This window comes from Pseudomonas sp. PDM25, assembly GCF_019219045.1.
Classification (GTDB): Bacteria; Pseudomonadota; Gammaproteobacteria; order Pseudomonadales; family Pseudomonadaceae; genus Aquipseudomonas.
This window is the reverse complement of record NZ_JAHUWL010000020.1, coordinates 105,055-128,178: the sequence shown is the minus strand read 5'-3', so window position 1 is coordinate 128,178 and position 23,124 is coordinate 105,055. Positions and strand designations below refer to the sequence as shown.

Below are 23,124 nucleotides of genomic sequence, written 5' to 3'. Positions count from 1 at the left end.
CAGTGGGCAACCCGGCATGGATGCCGGGTTAGCCGCCCCCGGCCATGGATGGCCGATGGCGGCGGGCCCACGGAGCAGGACCGGAGCGAGGGCATGCCGAGCCTAGGCGAGGCACCGAACGAAAGGGGCAAGAGCCCTTGGTTACTTGGGGCTCTTCCAAGTGACTCGCTGTAAAAGCGAAACCGATAGCCGCCGTGACCGCAAAAACGGATATACACACAAAAAACAAGCTACTTGAGGCTTCCCGCTAAAAACTGCTGCAACCGCTCGCTTTCAGGCTTATCCAGAACAGTAGACGGTGCCCCTTGTTCTTCAACCCGCCCCTGATGCAAAAACATCACATGGTTCGACACCTGCCGGGCAAACGCCATTTCATGGGTGACCACCACCATCGTCCGGCCCTCTTCGGCCAGCTGCTGCATGACCTTGAGCACCTCACCCACCAGCTCGGGGTCCAGGGCGGAGGTCGGTTCGTCGAACAGCATCACTTGCGGTTCCATGGCCAGCGCACGAGCAATGGCGACACGCTGTTGCTGGCCGCCGGACAGCTGGACCGGATACTGCGTCTCGACCTTTGCCGGCAAACCCACCTTGGCGAGGTAATGCCGCGCCCGCTCCAGAGCCTGCGCCCGGCTGACACCCAGCACGCTCATCGGGCACTCGATGATGTTTTCCAGCACCGTCATGTGGCTCCACAGATTGAAGTGCTGGAACACCATCGACAGCTTGCTGCGCATGACCTGCAACTGCGCGGGATCGACCGCACACAGATCCCCCCTCGAATTCTTGCGGGTGAGCAGCTCTTCGGCATTGACGATGATGCGCCCGGCGGACGGCTGTTCGAGATGGTTGATACAGCGCAAGAAGGTACTTTTTCCCGACCCCGAAGAGCCGATGATGCTGATCACGTCACCCGCCCTGGCCTTGAGTGAGACACCCTTCAATACCTCATGGCTGCCGTAGTTCTTATGCACATCTTCAACGATCAATTTATACATTCGAGCATGTCCAGTTAGGGGTCAGTGCGTCCGCGGTTTGAGGTAGCCGAGCCAATGCAGTTCGCCGCGACGAAACAGCCAGATCAGGAAAAACGCGCTGCCGGCATACAGCACCCCGGCGATCCCGAACGCGGCAAAGGATGCATAGGTCGCCGAGTTGACGTCCCGGGCAATCTTCAGCAGATCGGGGACCGTGGCGGTAAATGCCACCGAGGTGGAATGCAGCATCAAAATCACTTCATTGCTGAAAAACGGCAGGGCCCGACGCAACGCCGACGGCAGGATGATCCGGCGATAGAGGGTGAACCGGCTCATGCCGTAGGCGCTGGCGGCCTCGATTTCGCCGTGGGGAGTCGCCCGGATGGAACCGGCGAAAATCTCGGTCATGTAGGCGCAGGTGTTGAGCGCGAACGCCAGCACCGTGCAGTTGAACCCGTCACGGAAAAATGCGTTGAGAAAGTCCTGGGAACGCACCACGTGCAAGCTGTACACCCCGGTGTAGAAAAACAGCAGCTGGATGTACAACGGGGTGCCGCGAAACACGTAGGTGTAGCACCAGACCGGCAGACGGATCAGCGGGTTGCGGCTGACGCGGGCAATCGACAACGGCACCGCGAGCAGGAAGCCCGCCACCACCGAAAGAATGAGCAGCCACAAGGTCACTGCCAACCCGGAAAAGTGTGGCCCGTCACTCCACAGATACGCCTGCCAGTAGTTTTCGAGAATGCCGGTCATAGCGCAGCCTTCCTGACACCCACCGAATAGCGGTGCTCAAGCCACATCAAGACAACGTTGGACACCGTGGTGATGGCGAGGTAGATCAGGCCGCCGACCAGCGTGAAATAGAAGAACTGCAGGGAGCCCTTGCCCGCATCCTGCGTGGCTTTGATGACATCCGTCAGGCCGATGATCGATACCAGCGCGGTCGACTTGATCAACACCTGCCAGTTGTTGCCAATGCCCGGCAGTGCGTGACGGAGCATTTGCGGGAACAGGATTTTGCGAAAGGTTTTGCCACGGGTCATGCCGTAGGCCCTTGCCGCTTCGATCTGGCCAGCCGGGACCGCCTGGAAGGCGCCGCGAAACGTCTCGGTAAAGTAAGCCCCGTAGATGAAAGCCAGGGTGATGACGCCGGCCAGAAACGGGTCGATGTCGATCTGAGCGATGCCCAGCCAATCGGTCATTCGGTTGAGCAGCATTTGCAGGCTGAAGAACAGCAACAGCATGATCACCAGGTCCGGCATGCTGCGAATCACCGTCGTATAACCGGTGGCCAGCGTTCGCAGCAAACGGTTGGAGGACAACTTGGAACTGGCGCCGAGCAGCCCGGCGAGGACCGCGATCAACAATGACCATAACGCCAGTTTGATAGTGGCCAGGGTGCCCAGCAGGATCTGCGGGCCAAAGCCTTCCAGAAGCATTTCACTCTCCTTGTTCTTATTAGGTCGAGGTGAAGGGGGATGCTGCGATGGAGCGGCCAGGCGACCGCCCTGCTTTCAAAGGTCGAAGGGGTGTTACTTCGCGCCGTAGACGTCGAAATCGAAGTACTTTTTATTGATCCGCGCGTAAGTGCCATTGGCGAGAATCGTCGCCAGGGCTTTGTTCAAGTCTTCGCGTAACTCTACATCGCTCTTGCGCAAACCGATGCCGTCACCGACGCCGAAAAAGGCTGGGTCATCCAGAGTGGCGCCGGCAAATTCATAGTCCTTGCCCTGCGCGGTGTTGAGGAAGCCGTAGCTGGCTTGAATGGCCCCCTGCAACGAGGCATCGAGCCGGCCCACCACCAGGTCCGCATACACCTGGTCCTGATTTTGATAGGAGAGCACGTCGATGCCTTTCGAACCCCAGACGGCTTTGGCAAACGCCTCCTGAGTCGAACCCTGCTCCACGCCAATGCGTTTGCCCTTGAGCGATTCGAAAGTGGGCAGCAGGCCCGATCCACGCTTGACGACCAACCGGGCCGGCGCATTGGAGACCTTGTCAGTGAACGCAATCTGCTCCAGGCGCTTGGGCGTCACGGTCATCGACGACGCCACCGCATCGAACTTGCGCGCCAGCAGCGCCGGGATCATCCCGTCCCAGCTGCTTTCAACCCAAATGCAGCGGGCCTTCAACTCGGCACACAGCGCCTCGGCGATGTCGACCCCGAAACCGGTCAGTGTGCCGTCCTGGTTCTTGTATTCCAGCGGTGGATACGTGGGGTCGACCCCCAGTTTCAGGACTTTGCCGGACCAGTCGGCCGCGCCGGCCAGACCAGAGGCCGTCAACAACACCAGTGATACAGCCGCAATCATCTTGTTCATTATTTTTATTCCTATCAGGCCCAACGAAAATACGACGACTCAACCCAGAAAACGCTCGACCAACCTGACCCAGTAACTCGCACCGATCGGCAGGCAGGCATCATTGAAGTCGTAGCCGGGATTGTGCAGCAGACACCCGCTATCACCCTCGCCATTGCCGATCACCAGGTAACTGCCGGGGCATTTTTCCAGGACAAAGGCAAAATCCTCACTCGCGGTGAAGGGCCGCAAATCGTCGATCAGTTGCCCTTCTCCCAGCCAGTCACGAGCGACTTCACGGGCAAACGCGGTGGGCTCGGGATGGTTAATCAACACCGGATGACAATGCTGATAATCGATGTGGGCCCGGGCGCCGAAACTGGCCGCCTGACCGTTGACCAATTCGGTAATCCTGACTTCGAGCAAGTGGCGAACCTCGGGGGTCAGAGCACGCACGCTCAGGCTCATCTCGGCGCTGGACGGAATGACGTTCGAAGCGCTTCCGGCATGCAGGGAACCCACCGTGATGATCGCCATTTCCTGCGGATTGACGTTGCGCGAGACGATGCTTTGCAGGGCGATCACGATCGAGGAGCAGACCAGCACCGGGTCGACCGCCTTGTGCGGCACCGCGCCATGGCCACCGTTGCCGATGATTTTGATATTCACCGTATCGGCAGACGCCATGAACGGACCGCTGTAGAACCCCAGATGTCCGACGGGATAACCCGGCACGTTGTGCATGGCGAAGATCGCATCACACGGGAACCGTTCGAGCAGGCCGTCCTCGAGCATTTTCCGGGCACCGCCCAGGCCTTCTTCGGCCGGTTGAAAAATCAGATTCACCGTGCCGTTGAACGTCCGGGTCTGCGCCAGGTGTTTAGCGGCGGCGAGCAGTGTTGCCGTATGGCCGTCGTGGCCGCAGGCATGCATGACGCCGTCGATGCGGCTGGCATAGGGCAAACCGGTGGTTTCCTGAATTGGCAGTGCATCCATGTCGGCGCGCAGACCAATGGAGCGGCCCTCGCCATTTTTCAGGGTGGCGACGACGCCGGTCTTGCCTACACCCGTGCAGACCTCAAACCCCCATTGCGTCAAACACGCGGCAACCCGCTCACTGGTGGCGAATTCTTCAAAGCCCAACTCGGGGTGCGCGTGAAGGCTGTGGCGCAACGCGATCATTTCCTCTTGGATGGCTGCAATTCCCGGCAAGACTGGGTCGGCGATCATTGTTGTATTCCTTCGATAAGACCTGAGCGGTTGCTGAGTCGGATCTTAGGGAACGGGCTCTGGGCTGGGGAGGCCCAGTTTGGTTATGATGACAACCCTAGGTTGTCACCAGGGTGAGCAGATGAAGCTCCATCAATTACAAGCACTGATTGCCAGCGCCGAAACCGGCAGCATCCGCGCCGCCGCGCGTTCGCTGGACATCTCCCAGGCCGCCGTGACCAAAGCATTGCGCGAACTGGAAACCAATCAGCAGCTACCGCTGTTCACCCGAACCCCCAGCGGCCTCAACTTCACGGAATACGGCAAAGTATTGCTGACCCACGCCCGGCTGGTGATCAAGCAGCTGGAGCACGCACAGACCGAACTCGATCACATGCGCGGCAAGGCCCAGGGGCGTCTCTGTGTCGGGGTCACGCCCTGGATCGCCCTGACCTTCTTGCCCGAGGTGGTGCTGGCGTTTCGCGAGCGCATGCCGCAAATCCGTCTGGAGCTGTACGAAAGCCTGATGGCCGTGGCCCAGCCGTTGTTGCGTGATGGCAGCATGGATTTTGCCATTGGTCAGTTGCACCCGGCGCAATCGACCCAGGAGTTTGCCTGCGAAACCTTGCTCGATTACCAGACATCGGTGCTGGTCCGTCAGGGTCATGCCCGGCAGGACGCTCGGTCAATCCATGAGTTACTGGAGCAGAACTGGACGCTGAACTACGCGCCGGACGGACACGACGGGCTGATGCAGGCGCTGTTCTGGAAACACGGTGCGCAGATCGATGAGAACCGAATCGTTCGGGCTCATTCACTGGCCATCCTGCAGATGATGGTCGAACGGGCCGACATGTGTACCTGGGGCCCGTCCATCGTGAGCGTCGCCCCGCCCTTCCTCGGCCGGGTGGTTGCCCTGCAACTGGCCGAGCAGTTCGAACCCCGGCAGCTGAGCATAGTGACCCGCCGCAATGGTTCCCTGAGCAATGCAGCGCAGTGCTTTACCGACTGCCTGTTGCAGGTCATTAGACGCCATGCCCGCTCGGCCAAAAAGGAAGACCGGGAACTGTTTGAAACCCTGCGTTTGCGGGTCTAAGAAGGGGCAACTCGCCGTCTTCCACGCCCAAAACGTGGGTGCGGATTTCGCCCGCACCAATGTTTTTTTACTTCGAAGCCTGCTTCACGGCCTCAAGCCATGCCGGATTCAATTGCATCTGATCAGTCTCGATGCCCAGCGCTTCCATCCGCGCCTTGTGCTGATCCATCTCGCGGGTCAATTGGCTGTGATCACTGGAGTTGCCGTCCAGCTCGTGCATCTGGCTCAAGCCCAGATGGTAGAAACGCAGCAGCTTCATGGCCGTCGGATCCTCCTTCTCCACCGCCGCCGTCACCTGATGCATGACGTTGGTGATGCTCATCAGGCTGCGCTTGAGCTGCCAGCCGTAAACCGCCGGGGCCATCCATGGCTGGGTCCAGAACATGCCGCGCATCAGCCCTGCCATCAGCAGCACCGACACAAACACGCCGCCGACGTTAAATCGCAGATTGTCGCCACCGGGTTCGCCGAACAGCGCCACCGCCGTGGTGGACAACACCATCGCCAGGGCCAGGAAAATCAAGGCTATGATTATCGTGCTGCGTCGCGTCTGGCTTCGATAGCGTTCGGGGTTCTGCGGCTGGATTTCGAACATCGCGACGGGGTTCCTTCAGGGCATGGGTAAAAAGGCTGCGGGGCATTATCGCCTCTGCAGGGGATTTAGCTATGCTGGGGCTCCTTTTCATCTTTTCATCGTCAAACGGGGAAATGGCGATACAGCGCAGTTCGTGCCATCTTCTTTCATGGATACATACTATTCGGATGCCATTTGCCTGTATGAATGGCATCGTTTTAAGGATCATTGAATGACCCAACGACAAGTAATCAACGCCTCGGTCAGCCCAAAAGGCAGCCTGGAAACCCTTTCTCAACGTGAAGTACAGCAACTGAGCGAAGCCGGATCCGGCAGCACCTACACCTTGTTCCGCCAGTGCGCCCTGGCCATCCTCAATACCGGCGCCCATGTCGATAACGCCAAAACCATTCTCGAAGCCTACAAGGACTTCGAAATCCGCATTCACCAGCAGGACCGCGGCGTACGCCTGGAACTGCTGAACGCCCCGGCCGACGCCTTCGTCGATGGCGAAATGATCGCCAGCACCCGGGAAATGCTCTTCAGCGCCCTGCGCGACATCGTCTACACCGAAAACGAACTCGATGCCCAACGCATCGACCTGAGCACCTCCCAGGGCATCAGTGACTACGTGTTCCACCTGCTGCGCAACGCCCGCACCCTGCGCCCCGGCGTAGAGCCGAAGATCGTGGTGTGCTGGGGCGGCCACTCGATCAACACCGAAGAATACAAATACACCAAGAAAGTCGGCCACGAACTGGGCCTGCGCAGCCTCGACATCTGCACCGGGTGTGGCCCTGGTGTGATGAAAGGCCCGATGAAAGGCGCGACCATCGCCCACGCCAAACAGCGTATCCATGGCGGCCGCTACCTCGGCCTGACCGAGCCGGGCATCATCGCCGCCGAAGCGCCCAACCCGATCGTCAACGAACTGGTGATCCTGCCGGACATCGAAAAACGTCTAGAAGCCTTCGTCCGCGTCGGCCACGGCATCATCATTTTCCCGGGCGGCGCCGGCACGGCCGAAGAGTTCCTGTACCTGCTCGGCATCCTGATGCACCCGGACAACGCAGGCCTGCCCTTCCCGGTGGTCCTCACCGGACCGAAACATGCCGCGCCGTATCTGGAGCAACTGGATGCGTTTGTCGGCGCCACCTTGGGTGAAGCTGCGAAGCAACACTACGAGATCATCATCGACGACCCGGCTGAAGTCGCGCGTCAAATGACTGAAGGTCTGAAAGCGGTCAAACAGTTCCGCCGCGAGCGCAATGACGCGTTCCATTTCAACTGGCTGCTGAAGATCGACGAAGGCTTCCAGCGCCCGTTCGATCCAACCCACGAAAACATGGCCAACCTGAAACTGAGCCGCAACCTGCCGGCCCACGAATTGGCCGCCAACCTGCGCCGCGCGTTCTCCGGCATCGTCGCCGGCAACGTCAAGGACAAGGGCATCCGCCTGATCGAAGAGCACGGGCCGTACCAGATCCGTGGCGACGCGGCGGTGATGCAACCGCTGGATCAACTGCTAAAGGCCTTCGTTGCCCAACACCGGATGAAACTGCCAGGTGGCGCGGCGTATGTACCGTGTTATCAAGTGGTCGCGTAGCAGGCCATCCCCCCCCTGTGGGAGCGGGCTTGCTCGCGAAGGCGGTGTGTCAGTCGACATTTATAGTGACTGACACACCGCCTTCGCGAGCAAGCCCGCTCCCACAGTAGATTGGTGTTATATGCCGCGATCTCAGAGGTGATCCGCATCAATGATCGCCTTGGCAAAGGCCTGCGGATCTTCCTGCGGCAAGTTGTGGCCGATGCCGCCGTTGATGAGTCGGTACTCATATTTGCCAGTGAAACGCTTGGCATAATCCTCGGCAGCCGGATGTGGCGCCCCGTTGGCATCACCTTCCATGGTGATGGTCGGCACCGTAATCACCGGGGCCTTGGCCAGCCGCTGCTCCAGCGCTTCATATTGAGGTTCGCCCTGAATCATGCCCAACCGCCAGCGATAGTTGAAGATCGTAATAGCCACATGATCGGGGTTGTCCAGAGCCACCGCGCTGCGGTCGAAAGTCGCGTCGTCGAAAGCCCATTTCGGGGAGGCCAGCTCCCAGATCAACCTGGCGAAGTCGTGGCGATTTTTTTCGTAACCGGCCTGGCCACGTTCGGTAGCGAAGTAGAACTGGTACCACCATTGCAGCTCGGCCTTGGGCGGCAACGGATTCTTGCCGGCGGCCTGATTGCCGATGAGGTAGCCGCTCACCGAAACCAGTGCCTCCACCCGCTCCGGCCAGAGCGCCGAGACGATGTCCGCCGAGCGCGCGCCCCAGTCGTAGCCCCCGAGCACCGCCTTCTTGATCTTGAGCGCATCCATAAAGTCGATGACATCACTGGCCAACGCGGCGGGCTGGCCGTTGCGAACCGTCTTGTCAGATAGAAAATGCGTGTCGCCGTAGCCCCGTGCATACGGGATCAGCACCCGGTAACCCTTGGCCGCCAACAAGGGCGCCACTTCGCTATAGCTGTGAATGTCGTAGGGCCAACCGTGCAGAAGAATCACCACCGGACCATCGGCGGGGCCGACTTCGGCGTAAGCCACATTCAGCAACCCGGCGTTGATATGCTTCAGCGGGCCGAACGAGTCCGCCTTCAGAGTCGCGGCGCTGGCCACCGCAGGCTCTGGCGTCGCGGTTTGCGCATTGGCAGCACCAAGAGCACCTAACTGCATCAGCGCGAAAGCGAGGACCGACGGGCCAAAGAAACGACGACGTGAGTCGTTTTTTTTGCTCAACACATTCATCTTCATGGTGATTTCCCTGGAAGTCATTGACCTGGTGTTCTGGACGTCGTGAGTCAGTTATCGCGGATTGATGAGCAGACTGCGCGCTCATCGGTTTTGACAGCGATCAGCGTAGTGGAAAGATCAGCCGCCCTGATTGCCGCACTCTGCGAATTTGCTGTAATCGAGGGCTTTCTGCGCGCCGCTGGAATCGAGGTAGGTCAGGCGGGCATCGACAATGCCGCAATTACCGCCGCCGTTGTTGACGATGGAAACCACTTTCTTGATATCCAGGTGGGTGCCGTGAGAAGTTGTCTGCGACGGCGCTTGAACATCGGCATGGGCCGAAAACGCTGCAACGTTCAGGACCGCGAAGAAGCTGGCGGCAATCAGTGTGTTCCAGTTCATGGTGATTTCCTCAGGGTTGCAATGGGCAGTGGTTGTGAGGCAAGTCGTCTTGTCTCGGTGGAACCCATTTAATCGGCCCGAGGTATCTGCCATGTGTCGTAGAACCGGAATTAATAATGCGTAAGGTGTCTGCGGGGGCACCCGATACAGTGCGATACAAAGCGAACAACAAGAGGCTTGAGCGATGGAACATGTGAACCACATCCTGATCGTCGACGACGACCGGGAGATTCGCGAGCTGGTCGGCAATTACCTGAAAAAGAACGGCCTACGCACCACGGTGGTTGCCGACGGCCGGCAGATGCGCAGCTTTCTCGAAGCCAATCAGGTGGACCTGATCGTGCTGGACATCATGATGCCCGGCGATGACGGCCTGTTGCTGTGCCGCGAATTGCGCTCGGGCAAACACAAAGCCACACCGATCCTGATGCTCACCGCACGCAACGACGAAACCGATCGCATCCTCGGCCTGGAAATGGGTGCCGACGACTACCTGACCAAACCCTTCGCTGCCCGCGAACTGCTGGCGCGGATCAACGCCGTGTTGCGCCGTACGCGGATGCTGCCGCCCAACCTGTTGATCACCGAAACTGGCCGATTGCTGGGCTTCGGCCGCTGGCGCCTGGACACCACCGCCCGGCACTTGCTCGACGAAGACGGCACGATGGTGGCCCTCAGTGGCGCCGAATACCGTCTGCTGCGGGTGTTCCTCGATCACCCGCAACGGGTGCTCAGCCGTGACCAACTGCTCAACCTGACCCAGGGTCGCGACGCCGACCTGTTCGACCGCTCGATTGATTTGCTGGTGAGCCGTCTGCGCCAGCGATTGATGGATGACTCACGGGACTCGACCTACATCAAAACCGTGCGCAGCGAAGGCTACGTGTTCTCCTACCCGGTGGAATTGCTCGGCGCAGAATCATGAAGCTCTACCCCTGCAGAACCTGAGGAGACTTTTTCATAGGGTTTTGTATCCGTCTGTATAAGATGTGGCGTTGTTGTCAGGCGAGCGGCGAGTGCCTTGGCCTGGCTCGCGACGTCGGTCACTGCGGTGCTTTCCCACCACATGCCGCGCAACGGTGGGCCCATGGCGAACAGACGGCTGGCGGCTTGCTCATCGGCGCCTAACACCGCGCCATCGACTGCCGCCGCAATCCCCAGTGCCAACGGCCCCGGCCGGACAAGTCCGCGGGCCAGCAGTTGCTGTGGCAGCGGTCGAGCCACTCGCCGCCAGTCGTATTCGATGCCGCTGGAATTGATCAATGCCGCGCCGCTGACAATGCTGGTTTCTGCTTCACCCCGACGCCGAATGCGGATACTCACTGCTCCGTCCGCTGAAGGCTCCAGCCCTTTGAACGACGCGGCCTGAATCCGTAATCGGCCTTCATTGTGCAATCGCTCCACCAGCTCGGCACTCAACGGCGGCGAGCGATGGTGATGACTTTCCCACCACGGCCGCACATGCCGCACAAACTGTCGACGCTGCACGTCCGTTGCCTGATTCCACAAACGGCCAATATGCGCGCGCACGGTGTCGAGCGGTGCCTGCCAGTCGATGCCTTGAGCGATGGCGTCCCGGCAATGCCGACGCAGTTCGCGCACCAACTGTCGCGGTGTACGAATGCTCTGATCCTCGGCGAGAAAATCTGACCAGGCCGGTGGCTGACGACGCACATGAGGCAGCAAGCCATGCCGGGAAAACACTTCGATCGGCCCGCGATGCCCGGCCTGTTCCAGCGACACCACGGCATCGACCATGGTCAGGCCCGAACCGATGATCAGCACGGTCGACTGCGGATCGAGTTGCTGCATGGCCGCGACGTCCCACGGATCAAGCGCCGCCGCGTTCAAGCCGCTGGACTCGGTCTGTGGCGTACGCGCCGCGGGAAACATCCCCGTGGCCAACACCGCATAAGCGCCCTGCAAGTGTTGCCCGTCGCTCAACGTCAGCAACACAGAATCGTCCCGGGTCTGCAGGTCAACCACCTCGGCCCGCACATGCTCGACCGTTGACCCGTTCAACGCCCCCACCGCTTGCGCTTCGGCCAGGCGCTGCTGCACGTACAGGCCGAAAATCCCCCGGGGCGGGAACAATTCGCTGACCGACACATGTTGCTCGTCAGACTCCGGCCAGCCGCCGGCCGCGATGTACTCGGTCAGCCATTGGGTCAGGTCGTCGGCGTTGTCCGGGTCAACGCTCATCCGCGCCGCATTGCCGTTGAGCGTATGGCCCAGTTCGACCGCGCTGTACGCCTCGCCCCGTCCCAGTTCGGCGCGGGGTTCGATCACCAGCACCTGGCGTTTGCCCGGCAGGCGCAACAACTGCGCCGCCAGCATTGCGCCGCTGAGGCCGCCGCCGACGATCAGGATGTCCGCGTGGCGGATGGCGTCGGTTGCCTGTCCGCTTTGGGTTTCAGTCATGGCGTTCTCACTGCTCAGTGTTTACCTAAATAGAAGTCATGCCGCCGATGCGTATTTGAGCGCCACAATAATGTTTTGCTCGGCCATCAGGAAGCTCGCCGACTCGGAGCGATTGAGCTGGGCGACGATCTCGAAAGTCTCCGGGACGATCATAGGCGCCAAAGCCATGGAAGGTTCATGAAGCAGTACCAAAGTAGGACAGGAAAATATCGCTGGCGAATCCTTGGATTGACCCTCTGATCTTGATCGTCCCCACTAAGCGGAATGCCTCAACGAACGCTCCGCGTTCGGCGTCTGTGGGCGATAGCTTCGGCGTCAGAATGGATGACGTGGGCGCTGCGAGAGGCTGAGACTGAAATTGTCATGGCGCGGCTCCGGCGACGGGTGAACACCCAAGAGCCAAGACAGAGGTCGTGCCAATTGATTTTTACCTATGTCAATGTTTTATCATAAACAACTAAATCGATTTGCAAGAGCACGCGAAACAAACTCCAGATTCACTGTTGCCAGTTAAACATTAATAACAGCAATTGTTCGACATCATCAGCGAAGTCGAACAACTGCTTTTGAGTAACTCGTCAAGAATGCAAGATGTCATACTTGGTTGATTCAGAGTAATCGGAGTTACCATCTTCATTGTACAAGATGTATGAAAACGCCTTATTCACTCCAGTGTGATTCAATAAGTCGCTCCTTGGCACCAGGACTTTATAAAAACCACTTTCCGGTTCCCCAGCGGGTTGCTGGGCTACAACCTGGTTAGCAATTAACACTTCGATACTGCCATTAGGATCCGGATATGGAGGGAGCGGAATGCATGCGGTAGCGCCTTGAACCGGAACATTCGTCAGTTTAATTTCCTTTCCTACAGCCTCTTGGATTTCAAGCGGTTCCAATGCCATTTTTAAGTTTCCTTCCGTTGACGTTAGAAAAAGTTCTTCTGCCCATCAGGCAAGAGCTGTGAGCAGCGCGCTGAACTCCATTTGAAGAGCAATCGCGCTGCGCGTCTACTGTCATAAATAACAGGCATCTCATCATTTCCGATGAACGGTTACCAACTATCAGATCACCACATTTCGCACAAACCACGCCGCCCCCTCGTTGCGATAGGCACGGGCTGTTGCTGGCAAACTTGTAGAAGTGGCCGGCAGCGATCAATCGCTGCTGCCCTGCCAACAGTCAGGCCTGCCTCACAAGCGCATCGACACACCTAAATCGAGCACTTCGCTTTGTTGGTATGGATCGTCGACCCAATACCGAATCCGCATTCCCGAACTGTTGATGAACGCGCAAGCAGGAATCACAAATGATGCCCCACCTCCAGTAAGTGGGGTCGTTAATGTTTTGGAAGTGCCGCCATTGTTGTATTCGAGGGTTACCGGGATGCCCGGATAAACACCCCGGCTCAATACAATATCGACCTGGGCGCCGGCTACGACATCTTCGAGAAAGACAATGTCGCCGCAGGCCACCGGCAGTACGGGTGCAGGTAAAAGCGCTGACGGCTTTCTGTGATGAATAGACATTTACGAACCCAATGTTGAGGAGTGGACCGTCATCCACCGGTGCACTCATCAATATCTGGATCCGAGGCCAATCGTCTACTGTAAGAAGTAACAGGTATATATGTGTTTGACGTGGCGAAATCAGCGCCGATCAAATCACCACATTACGCACAAACCGCGCCGCCACCGCCCCATCGTTGCGATAGGCGTGTGGCTGGTTGCTGGCGAACATGTAGAACTCGCCGGCAGCGATCTCATGGGGTGTTTCACCCAGCATCAGCGTCAGGCAGCCTTCGAACACGTAGATCTGCTCACTCCAACCCTCAGCATCCGGTTGCGACGGGTAAATTTCCCCCGGCTGCAGGCACCATTCCCATTGTTCCACTTCACGGGTGGCGGTGGCTTTGGACAATAAGACGGCTTTGCTGCCAGGAATCTTCCCGGCCCAGGCCACTTCGTTGATGCGGCTCGGGTCGCGGGCATCCGGGGCCTGGATCAGGTCGCTGAATGCGACGTCGAGCGCTTCGGCCACGCGGTCGAGGGTGGTCAGGCTGACATTCTTCTCGCCGGCCTCAATGGCCACCAACATCCGGCGGCTGACGCCGGATTTTTCCGCCAGCGTCGCCTGGCTCATGTCGGCGGCGTGGCGCAAGCGTCGAACGTTCTGGCTGACGTGCTGGAGGACCGAAGCCCGCTGCATGGAATCTTTGTGCACTATATTGCTCACTCGGTGGGATTGGGCAGTATACTGCGCAACATTCGGCGCATTGTGCGTCCCCCTTCAGGTAGCGCGCAAGCTCATGACGTCGGTGAATACCCCTCACACTTCCTCCCGTTTCTCGCGGTTCAGCAAGGCCGAGTGCGTGCTGGTGCTGATCACCATGGTCTGGGGCGGCACCTTCTTGCTGGTGCAACATGCGATGACCGTCAGCGGGCCGATGTTCTTCGTTGGCCTGCGCTTTGCCGCGGCGGCGATCATTGTTGCGCTGTTTTCCTGGCGACACCTGCGTGATCTGACCCTGTTCGAATTGAAGGCCGGGGCCTTTATCGGCGTGGCGATCATGCTCGGTTATGGTTTGCAGACCGTCGGGTTGCAGAGCATTCCCAGCAGCCAGTCGGCGTTTATTACCGCGTTGTACGTGCCCTTCGTGCCGTTGCTGCAATGGTTGGTGCTGGGACGGCGTCCGGGGTTGATGCCTAGCGTCGGCATCATGTTGGCGTTTACCGGGTTGATGTTGCTGTCGGGACCGGCTGGTGCCTCGTTCAATTTCAGCCCTGGCGAAATCGCCACGTTGATCAGCGCCGTGGCGATTGCGGCGGAGATCATTCTGATCAGCACCTATGCCGGCCAGGTCGATGTGCGACGGGTGACGGTGGTGCAATTGGCGGTCACCTCGGTGCTGGCGTTTTTGATGGTGGTGCCGACTCAGGAAAGGATTCCGGACTTCTCCTGGCTGCTGTTATGCAGCGCGTTGGGCTTGGGCGCAGCCAGTGCGGCGATTCAAGTGGCGATGAACTGGGCGCAGAAGAGCGTTTCGCCGACCCGGGCGACGCTGATCTATGCGGGTGAGCCGGTGTGGGCCGGGATTGTCGGAAGGATTGCCGGGGAGCGGTTGCCGGCGATTGCGCTGGTGGGTGCGGGATTGATTGTGGCGGCGGTGATTGTCAGTGAGTTGAAGACCAAGGGGAAGAATGCGGCGGCTGAGGAAGAGTTGGAGCGGGAAACACAGGGTTAAACTGCAATATGTGTGGCGCCTGATAGATAGCCTTCGCGAGCAAGCCCGCTCCCACAGGGTTAGCGCAATCCCTGTGGGAGCGAGCCTGCTCGCGAAGGGGCCAGACCTGCGGCATACAGAACTTTGAAACAATGTGAATCAGGTTTTTTCCGTCTACCTTGTAGGATTCTGCGACAGCTTGGCGTTTGGTGATCCGGGAGCTGGCACGTATGATGCTTCACAAACTTCCGCAGATTAGAAGCCTATGTCCCTGATAGTTCTACTGCTTCTGCCTTTTATCGGCAGCTGTCTGGCAGCCTTGCTGCCGCACAACGCGCGTAACACCGAATCTTTGTTGGCGGGCCTGGTTGCCTTGATAGGCACCGTCCAGGTCGCCCTGCTGTACCCGCAAATCGCCGATGGCGGCGTGATCCGCGAAGAATTTTTCTGGTTGCCCAGCCTGGGCCTGAACTTCGTCCTGCGCATGGACGGGTTCGCCTGGCTGTTCTCGATGCTGGTCCTGGGCATCGGCACGCTGGTTTCGTTGTACGCCCGCTACTACATGTCGCCGGACGATCCGGTGCCGCGGTTCTTCGCGTTTTTTCTGGCGTTCATGGGCGCCATGCTCGGGCTGGTGATCTCCGGCAACCTGATCCAGATCGTGTTTTTCTGGGAGCTGACCAGCCTCTTTTCATTCCTGTTGATCGGCTACTGGCACCACCGCGCCGATGCGCGACGCGGTGCTTACATGGCGCTGATGGTCACCGGCGCAGGCGGTTTGTGTCTGCTGGCGGGGGTCATGCTGCTCGGCCATGTGGTCGGCAGCTATGACCTGGACAAGGTCCTGGCCGCCGGCGACCTGATTCGCGCACACGCCCTCTACCCTATTCTGCTGCCCCTGATCCTGATCGGCGCCCTGAGCAAAAGCGCGCAATTCCCCTTCCACTTCTGGCTGCCCCACGCCATGGCGGCGCCGACACCGGTTTCGGCCTATCTGCACTCGGCGACCATGGTCAAGGCCGGGGTGTTTCTCCTCGCACGACTGTGGCCGTCGCTGTCCGGCAGTGAACAATGGTTCTACATCGTCAGCGGCGCCGGTGCCTGCACCCTGTTGCTCGGCGCGTACTGCGCGATGTTCCAGAACGACCTCAAAGGTTTGCTGGCCTACTCGACCATCAGCCACCTCGGTCTGATCACCTTGCTGCTGGGCCTGAACAGTCCGCTGGCCGCTGTGGCCGCGGTGTTCCACATTCTCAACCATGCGACCTTCAAGGCCTCGCTGTTCATGGCCGCCGGGATCATCGACCACGAAAGCGGCACCCGGGACATTCGCAAGCTCAGCGGCCTGGTCAAGCTGATCCCGTTCACCGCCACCCTGGCCATGGTCGCCAGCGCTTCCATGGCCGGCGTGCCGCTGCTCAACGGTTTCCTCTCCAAAGAGATGTTCTTCGCCGAAACCGTGTTCATCAATGCCACAGCCTGGATCGAGATGACGCTGCCGATCGTCGCGACCATCGCCGGGACCTTCAGCGTCGCCTACTCGCTGCGCTTTACCGTCGACGTGTTCTTCGGCCCGACCGCCACCGACTTGCCACACACCCCACACGAGCCGCCACGCTGGATGCGCGCGCCGGTGGAGTTGTTGGTGTTCGCCTGCCTGGTCGTGGGGATTTTCCCGGCGCAGGTGGTCGGCCCGTTGCTGGCCGCGGCGGCCCTGCCAGTGGTGGGCGGCACCTTGCCTGAATACAGCCTGGCGATCTGGCATGGCTGGAACGCGCCGATGATCATGAGCCTGATCGCCATGTCCTGCGGCATCGTGCTTTATCTGCTGTTGCGCAATCAGCTCAAACACGGGCGTTTCAAGTACCCGCCAATCATTGGCCGATTCAACGGCAAGCGCCTGTTCGAACGCAGCCTGGTGATCATGATGCGCCTGGGCCGTCGTTTCGAGCGGCGGATCAGCACCAAGCGCCTGCAAACCCAATTGTTCCTCGTGGTGCTCGCGGCCGTGTTGGCCGGGTTGATCCCGATGCTCCACAGCAGCCTGAGCTGGGGCGACCGGCCGAAGATTCCGGGTTCGATCGTGTTCGTGACCCTCTGGCTGCTGGCGATTGCCTGCGCCCTCGGCGCGGCATGGCAGGCCAAGTATCACCGGCTCGCGGCCCTGACCATGGTCAGCGTCTGTGGCCTGATGACCTGCATCACCTTCGTCTGGTTCTCGGCGCCAGACCTGGCGCTGACGCAATTGGCCGTGGAAGTGGTGACCACGGTGTTGATCCTCCTCGGTCTGCGCTGGCTACCTCGACGGATCGAAGAGGTGTCGCCGTTGCCGAGCACCCTGCGCAAGGCGCGCATCCGCCGTATCCGCGACTTGCTGCTGTCGACCGTGGTCGGCGGCGGCATGGCGTTGCTGGCCTACGCGATGCTGACGCGCCAGACGCCGAACGATATTTCCTCGTTCTACCTCAGCCGTGCCCTGCCCGAAGGCGGCGGCAGCAATGTGGTCAACGTGATGCTGGTGGACTTCCGCGGCTTCGACACCCTCGGTGAAATTACTGTGCTGGTGGCCGTGGCGCTGACCGTGTTTGCCCTGCTGCGACGCTTCCGCCCGCCAAAAGAAAGCCTGCAGTTGCCCGCCCAGCAGCGTCTGCTGGCACCGGACGTGGTCACCGATCTGGTCAACCCGCGTCACGCCAGTGACACAGCACTCGGTTTCATGATGGTGCCGGCGGTGCTGGTGCGCCTGCTGCTGCCGATCGCGTTCGTGGTGTCGGTCTACCTGTTCATGCGCGGCCACAATCAGCCGGGTGGCGGCTTTGTCGCGGGTCTGGTGATGTCGGTGGCGTTCATCCTGCAATACATGGTCGCTGGCACCCAGTGGGTCGAAGCGCAAATGAGCCTGCGACCGTTGCGCTGGATGGGCACGGGCCTGCTGTTTGCCACGGTCACCGGGCTCGGGGCGATGGCCGTCGGGTATCCGTTCCTGACCACCCACACCTGGCATTTCGGACTGCCGGTGCTCGGTGACGTTCACATCGCCAGTGCGCTGTTCTTCGACATTGGCGTGTACGCCGTGGTGGTCGGTTCGACCCTGTTGATTCTCACCGCCCTCGCCCACCAATCGGTACGGGGTCACAAGACCGCTGCCCTGCCTCGATCCGTCGCCATGCAAGGAACCGTCTGATGGAAGAAGTCATCGCAATCGCCATCGGCGTGCTGGCCGCGTCCGGCGTCTGGCTGATCCTGCGGCCACGGACGTTTCAGGTGGTGATGGGCCTGTGCCTGCTGTCCTACGGCGTCAACCTGTTCATCTTCAGCATGGGCAGTCTGTTCATCGGCAAGGAACCGAACATCAAGGACGGCGTGCCTCAGGACCTGTTGCACTACACCGACCCGCTGCCGCAAGCGCTGGTATTGACCGCCATCGTGATCAGTTTCGCCATGACTGCGTTGTTTCTGGTGGTGCTGCTGGCTTCCCGGGGCCTGACCGGTACCGACCATGTGGATGGCCGGGAGCCTAAAGAATGAATCTGATGCCGCATTTGATCGCTGCACCGATTCTGCTGCCGTTGCTGACCGCCGCCATGATGCTGATGCTGGGGGAGAAACACCGTCCGCTGAAGGCCAAGATCAACCTGTTTTCCAGCCTGGTGGGGTTGGGCATTGCCGTGCTGTTGCTGCAATGGACTCAGGAGACGGGCGTCCCCGGCTCCATCGGCGTGTACTTGCCGGGCAACTGGCAGGTGCCGTTCGGTATCGTGCTGGTGGTCGATCGACTGTCGGCGCTGATGCTGGTGTTGACCGGAATCATTGGCGTCAGCGCCCTGCTGTTCGCCATGGCCCGTTGGGACGGCGCCGGTTCGAGTTTCCACGCGCTGTTCCAGATTCAGATGATGGGCCTGTACGGCGCATTCCTGACGGCGGACCTGTTCAACCTGTTTGTGTTTTTTGAAGTGCTGCTGGCGGCCTCTTATGGCCTGATGCTCCACGGGTCGGGTCGGTCGCGGGTGTCGTCGGGGCTGCATTACATCTCGATCAACCTGCTGGCCTCGTCGCTGTTTTTGATCGGCGCGGCGTTGATCTACGGCGTCACCGGCACCCTGAACATGGCCGATCTGGCGCTGAAAATTCCGCTGGTGCCGGAAGCCGATCGCGGCCTGCTGCATGCCGGCGCGGGGATTCTGGCCGTGGCGTTCCTGGCCAAGGCCGGGATGTGGCCGCTGAACTTCTGGCTGGTGCCGGCCTATTCCGCAGCCAGCGCACCGGTGGCGGCAATGTTCGCGATCATGACCAAGGTCGGCGTCTACACCTTGCTGCGTTTGTGGACCCTGCTGTTCTCTGGTCAGGCCGGCGCGTCGGCGTACTTTGGCGGCGACTGGCTGATCTACGGCGGCATGGCGACCATCGTCTGCGCCGCCGTGGCGATTCTCGCCGCACAACGACTGGAGCGCCTGGCCAGCCTGAGCATTCTGGTGTCCGCCGGGATTCTGCTGTCGGCCATCGGTTTCGCCCAGCCCAACCTGATCGGCGCGGCGCTGTTCTACCTGGTCAGCTCGACCCTGGCGTTGAGCGCGTTGTTCCTGTTGGCCGAGTTGATCGAGCGTTCGCGTTCGGCCAATGAAATGCCGCTTTTCGATGACGGCGATCTGCCGCGACCGATGGAATCCTTGCAGCCGCCCAAAGGCATCAACCTCGATGACGAGCAGAAAGCCGTGGTCGGCCAGGTGATTCCCTGGACCATGGCGTTCCTCGGGTTGAGCTTCATTGCCTGCTCGCTGTTGATCATCGGCATGCCGCCGCTCTCGGGATTCATTGGCAAACTCGGCTTGCTCAGCGCCCTGCTCAATCCGTTGGGCCTGGGCAATGGCGGCGATGAGCCGATTTCAAATGCTGCGTGGGGCTTGCTGGCGTTGCTGATCCTCTCCGGGCTGGCGTCGTTGATCGCCTTCTCGCGCTTGGGCATCCAGCGTTTCTGGACGCCCGAGGAACGGCCGTCGCCGTTGCTGCGACGTTTCGAATGCGTGCCGATCATTGCGTTGTTGGGCTTGAGCATTGCGCTGACCTTCAAGGCTGAACCGCTGCTGCGCTACACCCAGGCGGCCGCCCAAGCGCTGAACAATCCGCAGCAATACGTGATGGCGGTACTCGGTACCCGTGCAATTCCAAGCCCGGAAGCCAAAGCCGCGGTAGCGGAGGTCACACCATGAAGCGGCTGTTTCCTGCTCCCTGGTTGTCGCTGGCCCTGTGGTTGCTGTGGCTGGTGCTGAACCTGTCGATGAGTCCCGGCAATCTGCTGCTGGGCGCAGTGCTGGGGTTCTGTGCGCCGTTGATGATGCGCAAGCTGCGACCGCTGCCAGTTCGTATTCGTCGGCCGGGGGTGATTGTGCGTTTGTTCTTTCTGGTCGGTCGCGATGTGGTGGTGTCCAACCTCACCGTGGCCTGGGGCGTGCTCAACGCCGGTCGCCGTCCACCGCGCTCGCAGTTCATCAAGGTGCCGCTGGACTTGCGCGACGCCAACGGCCTGGCGGCGCTGTCGATGATCTGCACGGTGATTCCCGGCACCGTGTGGTCGGAACTGGCGCTGGACCGCAGCATTTTGTTGCTGCACGTCTTCGATCTGGATGACGAAGCGCTGTTCATCCAGCACTTCAAGGCGACCTACGAGCGCCCCTTGATGGAGATCTTCGAATGAGCGCCTTGCTGTCGAACGCAATCCTGCTGAGCCTGTTCATCTTTTCGCTGGCGATGATTCTGACCCTGATCCGGCTGTTCAAGGGGCCGTCGGCCCAGGACCGGGTTCTGGCGCTGGACTACCTGTACATCATCGCGATGCTGATGATGCTGGCGCTGGGCATTCGTTATGCCAGTGACACTTACTTCGAGGCGGCGCTGCTGATTGCGCTGTTCGGCTTCGTCGGCTCGTTTGCCCTGGCGAAATTCCTGCTGCGTGGCGAGGTGATCGAATGAGCGCTGAACTGTCTCTGTGGATTGAAATTCCGGTGGCGATCCTGCTGGTACTCAGCAGTCTGTTTGCGCTGATCGGCGCCATTGGACTGGTGCGGATGAAGGACTACTTCCAGCGCATGCACCCGCCGGCGCTGGCATCGACCTTGGGCGCCTGGTGCGTGGCGCTGGCTTCGATCATTTATTTTTCGGCACTCAAGTCCGGGCCGGTGCTGCATGCCTGGCTGATTCCGATTCTGTTGTCGATTACGGTGCCGGTGACCACGTTGCTGCTGGCGCGGGCGGCGCTGTTTCGCAAACGTATGGCGGGGGATGATGTGCCGGCTGAGGTGAGCAGTCGGCGCACGGAGAGCGGGAGTTAAGTTCGCAGATTTGTATTGATTGTAAGGGCCTCTTCGCGAGCGAGCCCGCTCCCACAGTAGATTTTCAGTGAACACAGAATTGTGTCCGACGGAGATCAAATGTGGGAGCGGGCTTGCTCGCGAAGGCGATAGTCCGGTTGACTCAAATCCAGGCGACTGCCAACAACCCCGCCCCCAACACCACACACAACGGCGAATACGCCCAGGTGTCGAGCCGGGCAAACTTCGAATCCTTCACCTGCTTGAAGAACCCCATCAGATGCGAATCGCCGATCGCCCTGGCGAACATCAGCATCGCAATGGCGCTGATCACCCATTGCAGCGACCAGTGCTGCACCGTCGGCAGATACAGCCCGACCCGCAAGCACACCAGCATCGCAATCAGCAGCAACCCCACCGCCACCAGCAACGTGGCAAAGCCTGAAGGTTTGAAGGCCGGCCTGGATTCCCCGCCGCCCTCTGCGGATATTCGCGGGACCGCCGCCTCGCTACCCAACTTGCCACCTGCCGCCCAGTACAGGTGGATCAGGCTGATCAACAGGAAGATGGCAGCCATCCATTGCGCGATCAATAGGCTCATGTTCGGACTTCCAGCGTGAAATGTCGCAGCAGGATGAACTTACTTGCACGATTTTGTAAGGGTATTCGTCAGCAATGGCGGACGGCCACCAGCACTGATCGCTGACTTTGTTCCGCCATGGCCCACTTTTTACTTCAATTCTGCAGACACCTTGTCGGCCACATCCTTGGGCACCCAGGCCTGCCACACTTCCGGGTGCGCCTTCATGAACGCCTGCGCCGCCTGCCGTGGCGGAGTGTGTTTTTCGCTCATCTCGGCCAGTGCCTTGTTCAATGGATCGATGGGCAAGTCGACCTTGGTGAAGAACTCGGCAATCTGCGGATACTGTTTCTGGAATGGCGTGGACACGCCGATGGACAGCTTCGAGGGCAGTGAGCGCGTCGGTTTCGGATTCGGGTTGTCGGCGTCGGTCAGGGTTTTCCAGGCATCGGCGTCGAACGGCGGCTCTTCGAGCTGAATCAGTTTGAAGCGGCCGAGCAACGGTGTTGGCGACCAATAATAGAACAACACCGGTTTGCCGCGTCGAATCGAAGAACTGATCTCCGCATCCAGTGCTGCCCCTGAACCGCTGCGGAAATTCACATAGCTGTCGTCCAGCCCATACGCCTTGAGTTTCTGTTTGTTGACCACTTCCGACGTCCAGCCGATCGGGCTGTTGAGGAAGCGCCCCTTGCCCGGAGTTTCCGGATCGCTGAACACGCCTTTGTATTTCGGCAGGTCGCTGACACTGCGCAGGCCCGGCGCCAGCGGCTTGATGCCTTTCGCCGGGTCGCCTTTGATCACATATTCGGGTACCCACCAGCCTTCGGTGGCGCCCTTGACCGTATCGCCGAGACTCGCGACTTTGCCTTCTGCCTCCGCCTTGACCCAGACCGGACTGCGACCGGCCCATTCTTCGCCAATCACCTGAATGTCATTGTTGGCCAGCGCGGTCTCCAGGGTGATGGTCGTCCCCGGCAAGGTATCGGTCGGCAGCCCGTAGCCCTTCTCGACGATGATCCGCAGTATATCGGTGATCAGGCTGCCGCTTTCCCAGTTCAAGTCAGCGAAGTGGATCGGCGCCTGGGCAGCGAACACCGAAACGGGTGAAGCCAACAATCCGAAAGTGGCCAGGGTAGCGGCCAGCAACCGTCGAAATCCGTTCATGCTTTTGCACCTCGTGCTGTTCACAGCAATAGCAGGATGGCCTGGCAGAAGACCGCAAAGCCTCTGAATACTCAGTCCACTGACTGTAGTA

At 60.0% G+C, this 23,124-nt stretch carries 23 protein-coding genes and 2 pseudogenes; 10 read left to right on the top strand and 15 right to left on the bottom strand.

The features are described 5' to 3' along the window. Nucleotides 1-230: 230 nt before the first annotated feature. From KW848_RS28140 to KW848_RS28120, 5 genes are all read right to left on the bottom strand, one after another. Nucleotides 231-998 (bottom strand): ABC transporter ATP-binding protein, encoded by a 768-nt coding sequence (locus KW848_RS28140; protein WP_218538753.1) that lies wholly within the window; start codon nucleotides 996-998, stop codon nucleotides 231-233. 21 nt (nucleotides 999-1,019) lie between these two features. Further along, a complete protein-coding gene (locus KW848_RS28135; RefSeq protein WP_218538752.1) occupies nucleotides 1,020-1,733 on the bottom strand; it encodes an ABC transporter permease in 714 nt (237 codons plus the stop codon). Then, nucleotides 1,730-2,419 carry an ABC transporter permease gene (locus KW848_RS28130; RefSeq protein WP_218538751.1) on the bottom strand — a complete coding sequence of 230 codons (690 nt, stop codon included), beginning with the start codon at nucleotides 2,417-2,419 and terminating at the stop codon, nucleotides 1,730-1,732. Before KW848_RS28130 ends, KW848_RS28135 begins: the two co-directional genes overlap by 4 nt. Before the next feature lie 93 nt (nucleotides 2,420-2,512). After that, nucleotides 2,513-3,301, bottom strand: coding sequence for an ABC transporter substrate-binding protein (locus KW848_RS28125; protein ID WP_218538750.1), 789 nt, complete (start codon nucleotides 3,299-3,301; stop codon nucleotides 2,513-2,515). Between the two features lie 39 nt (nucleotides 3,302-3,340). Then, nucleotides 3,341-4,510: a M20 aminoacylase family protein gene (locus KW848_RS28120; RefSeq protein WP_218538749.1), complete on the bottom strand. Its 1,170-nt coding sequence runs from the start codon at nucleotides 4,508-4,510 to the stop codon at nucleotides 3,341-3,343. An 85-nt stretch (nucleotides 4,511-4,595) separates the two neighbouring features. Between KW848_RS28120 and KW848_RS28115 the strand changes: the two genes are divergently transcribed. Next, nucleotides 4,596-5,585 (top strand): LysR family transcriptional regulator, encoded by a 990-nt coding sequence (locus KW848_RS28115; protein WP_218538748.1) that lies wholly within the window; start codon nucleotides 4,596-4,598, stop codon nucleotides 5,583-5,585. Between the two features lie 67 nt (nucleotides 5,586-5,652). On the opposite strand, the gene KW848_RS28110 is transcribed toward KW848_RS28115, so the two are convergent. Next, nucleotides 5,653-6,180, bottom strand: a complete 528-nt coding sequence (locus tag KW848_RS28110; RefSeq protein WP_218538747.1) for a DUF3087 domain-containing protein — start codon at nucleotides 6,178-6,180, stop codon at nucleotides 5,653-5,655. Between the two features lie 211 nt (nucleotides 6,181-6,391). Here KW848_RS28110 and ppnN point away from each other — a divergent pair, with 211 nt between their 5' ends. Then, nucleotides 6,392-7,765 carry a nucleotide 5'-monophosphate nucleosidase PpnN gene (ppnN, locus tag KW848_RS28105; protein ID WP_111452147.1) on the top strand — a complete coding sequence of 458 codons (1,374 nt, stop codon included), beginning with the start codon at nucleotides 6,392-6,394 and terminating at the stop codon, nucleotides 7,763-7,765. 132 nt (nucleotides 7,766-7,897) lie between these two features. On the opposite strand, the gene KW848_RS28100 is transcribed toward ppnN, so the two are convergent. Further along, nucleotides 7,898-8,959 carry an alpha/beta fold hydrolase gene (locus KW848_RS28100; protein ID WP_218538746.1) on the bottom strand — a complete coding sequence of 354 codons (1,062 nt, stop codon included), beginning with the start codon at nucleotides 8,957-8,959 and terminating at the stop codon, nucleotides 7,898-7,900. Between the two features lie 117 nt (nucleotides 8,960-9,076). Continuing rightward, on the bottom strand, nucleotides 9,077-9,340 hold the full coding sequence (locus tag KW848_RS28095; RefSeq protein WP_218538745.1) for a DUF2790 domain-containing protein: 264 nt from the start codon (nucleotides 9,338-9,340) through the stop codon (nucleotides 9,077-9,079). A gap of 184 nt (nucleotides 9,341-9,524) precedes the next feature. On the opposite strand from KW848_RS28095, the gene KW848_RS28090 reads away from it, so the two are divergent. Next, a complete protein-coding gene (locus tag KW848_RS28090) occupies nucleotides 9,525-10,265 on the top strand; it encodes a response regulator (RefSeq protein WP_008151724.1) in 741 nt (246 codons plus the stop codon). Here the strand turns inward: KW848_RS28090 and KW848_RS28085 are convergent. The 5 genes and pseudogenes from KW848_RS28085 to KW848_RS28065 all read right to left on the bottom strand — a co-directional run bounded on the left by KW848_RS28085 (nucleotide 10,232) and on the right by KW848_RS28065 (nucleotide 13,981). Then, nucleotides 10,232-11,761 carry an FAD/NAD(P)-binding protein gene (locus KW848_RS28085; RefSeq protein WP_218538744.1) on the bottom strand — a complete coding sequence of 510 codons (1,530 nt, stop codon included), beginning with the start codon at nucleotides 11,759-11,761 and terminating at the stop codon, nucleotides 10,232-10,234. The genes KW848_RS28090 and KW848_RS28085 overlap by 34 nt on opposite strands. 39 nt (nucleotides 11,762-11,800) lie before the next feature. Next, nucleotides 11,801-11,974, bottom strand: a pseudogene (locus KW848_RS28080) (ABC transporter ATP-binding protein); the annotation flags it as partial. Between the two features lie 365 nt (nucleotides 11,975-12,339). Beyond that, nucleotides 12,340-12,663 carry a hypothetical protein gene (locus KW848_RS28075; RefSeq protein ID WP_218538743.1) on the bottom strand — a complete coding sequence of 108 codons (324 nt, stop codon included), beginning with the start codon at nucleotides 12,661-12,663 and terminating at the stop codon, nucleotides 12,340-12,342. Nucleotides 12,664-12,951: 288 nt separating this feature from the next. Next, nucleotides 12,952-13,287, bottom strand: a complete 336-nt coding sequence (locus KW848_RS28070) for a hypothetical protein (protein WP_218538742.1) — start codon at nucleotides 13,285-13,287, stop codon at nucleotides 12,952-12,954. Between the two features lie 130 nt (nucleotides 13,288-13,417). Next, nucleotides 13,418-13,981, bottom strand: a complete 564-nt coding sequence (locus KW848_RS28065) for a helix-turn-helix domain-containing protein (protein WP_218538741.1) — start codon at nucleotides 13,979-13,981, stop codon at nucleotides 13,418-13,420. Between KW848_RS28065 and KW848_RS28060 the strand changes: the two are divergent. The 7 genes and pseudogenes from KW848_RS28060 (at nucleotide 13,976) to KW848_RS28030 (ending at nucleotide 21,307) form a co-directional block, all read left to right on the top strand. After that, nucleotides 13,976-15,002, top strand: a pseudogene (locus tag KW848_RS28060) (DMT family transporter). The gene KW848_RS28065 and the pseudogene KW848_RS28060 overlap by 6 nt on opposite strands. A gap of 244 nt (nucleotides 15,003-15,246) precedes the next feature. Continuing rightward, nucleotides 15,247-18,165: a monovalent cation/H+ antiporter subunit A gene (locus KW848_RS28055; protein WP_218538739.1), complete on the top strand. Its 2,919-nt coding sequence runs from the start codon at nucleotides 15,247-15,249 to the stop codon at nucleotides 18,163-18,165. Continuing rightward, nucleotides 18,165-18,509 (top strand): Na+/H+ antiporter subunit C, encoded by a 345-nt coding sequence (locus KW848_RS28050; protein WP_007935994.1) that lies wholly within the window; start codon nucleotides 18,165-18,167, stop codon nucleotides 18,507-18,509. Before KW848_RS28055 ends, KW848_RS28050 begins: the two co-directional genes overlap by 1 nt. Continuing rightward, entirely contained in the window at nucleotides 18,506-20,188 is a 1,683-nt protein-coding gene (locus tag KW848_RS28045) for a monovalent cation/H+ antiporter subunit D (RefSeq protein WP_218538738.1), read from the top strand. Before KW848_RS28050 ends, KW848_RS28045 begins: the two co-directional genes overlap by 4 nt. Continuing rightward, complete coding sequence (locus KW848_RS28040) at nucleotides 20,185-20,673, top strand: Na+/H+ antiporter subunit E (RefSeq protein WP_218538737.1); 489 nt, start codon at nucleotides 20,185-20,187, stop codon at nucleotides 20,671-20,673. The genes KW848_RS28045 and KW848_RS28040 overlap by 4 nt, the downstream gene beginning before the upstream one ends. After that, the gene (locus tag KW848_RS28035; RefSeq protein ID WP_008151692.1) at nucleotides 20,670-20,948 is read left to right on the top strand and encodes a K+/H+ antiporter subunit F; all 279 of its coding nucleotides are present in this window, start codon (nucleotides 20,670-20,672) and stop codon (nucleotides 20,946-20,948) included. Before KW848_RS28040 ends, KW848_RS28035 begins: the two co-directional genes overlap by 4 nt. Beyond that, complete coding sequence (locus KW848_RS28030; RefSeq protein ID WP_095133437.1) at nucleotides 20,945-21,307, top strand: Na+/H+ antiporter subunit G; 363 nt, start codon at nucleotides 20,945-20,947, stop codon at nucleotides 21,305-21,307. The genes KW848_RS28035 and KW848_RS28030 overlap by 4 nt, the downstream gene beginning before the upstream one ends. Before the next feature lie 142 nt (nucleotides 21,308-21,449). Here the strand turns inward: KW848_RS28030 and KW848_RS28025 are convergent, their stop codons facing one another. After that, complete coding sequence (locus KW848_RS28025; protein ID WP_111452120.1) at nucleotides 21,450-21,887, bottom strand: DUF3995 domain-containing protein; 438 nt, start codon at nucleotides 21,885-21,887, stop codon at nucleotides 21,450-21,452. A gap of 129 nt (nucleotides 21,888-22,016) precedes the next feature. After that, nucleotides 22,017-23,033, bottom strand: coding sequence for an ABC transporter substrate-binding protein (locus KW848_RS28020; protein ID WP_218538736.1), 1,017 nt, complete (start codon nucleotides 23,031-23,033; stop codon nucleotides 22,017-22,019). Nucleotides 23,034-23,124 lie beyond the last annotated feature (91 nt).